This window comes from Plesiomonas sp., from assembly GCF_051650925.1.
Taxonomy (GTDB): Bacteria; Pseudomonadota; Gammaproteobacteria; order Enterobacterales; family CAMTGL01; genus Plesiomonas.
In genome coordinates this window covers 1-1,055 of sequence record NZ_JBOFRH010000349.1, presented here as the reverse complement: position 1 = coordinate 1,055, position 1,055 = coordinate 1, and the positions used below count along the sequence as shown (strand labels likewise).

The following is a 1,055-nucleotide window of genomic DNA, read 5'->3' as shown; positions in this document are numbered from 1 at the left end:
AAGATGCCAGCGGTAAAATTCAGTATCGTGGCAACGATGAACAGCGTTTCATGCAGGTGGCATCCTCAATTCAAGTACCGGTGAATGATTCTGGGGCAAAGCTGTTCCAGCAAGTGCCGAACCCATTTGGTGATTATCGTCCAGATTACAATCTTAGCGAAGGCTCGGATTTCTTCATCAACAGCACCGAGAACTTGCAAGGTTCTGATGAGCAGTATGATGTCGAGTTTGTCAAAATGGCTGATGGTTCAACCGGTTTCTTGGCTAAAAATAGCAAGGGCGAGTACGTTCCGGCGCAAAAAACGGATGCTGCTACAGGCGCGTTATTACCGCCGGAGCCGCAGCCAGTAGATATGAAAAATGGACAACTGGTGATCAATGATGGCACGCAGGATCTGGCGCGGATCAAATTCAGCGGCGAGCCTAAAGTGTCAGATGATGGCGCGGATAAAGTCAGCATCAAGCCGGGTAAAACCATCGATGCATTTGAGGCGATGCAAGACGCAATCAAAAATGTGCAAGATGGCACTAACACCGGCAACATCAGCATGGGTCTTGCCGACCTGGATGCCATCAGTAAACACCTGAACTCGGTACGTGGTGAAGTGGGCACGCGCATGCAAGCGGCTGAAACCGCGAAAGAAGATCATGCCGATAATGATGTGGTGGTAAAAAGTGCGCTCTCTACCCAAGAGGATGTCGACTATCCGACCGCCATTTTGCAGATGACCATGCTCAGTAGCTCAATGCAGGCCAGCCAGGCCACGTTCATGAAGTTGCAGGGGTTGAGTCTGTTTAACTATATCTAAAGTTAATCTGCTCTCGCTAACCGTTTAATTAACGGGCAGCAGATAACAAATGGCTTCTTGGTGAAAAACCGTGCTTAGGTGCGGTTTTTTTACGCCGTTATCACGCCGAATACCGCAGAGAAACCGCCGAAAATGGCGTAATAATTGCTATGTCAGGCATATCAGTGACGGGCAATCAGAGGAAAAGATGTCAGACATACAGAACCTGCCTTCGGCAGAAGAGATCGAAGCGCATTTTCAACGTGG

Annotated in this window: 1 pseudogene; it reads left to right on the top strand. The window is 48.9% G+C overall.

Going from position 1 to position 1,055, the window contains the following annotated elements:
- Window positions 1–809 (top strand): annotated as a pseudogene (locus ACRC27_RS08035) (hypothetical protein); the annotation flags it as partial.
- Window positions 810–1,055: the final 246 nt, after the last annotated feature.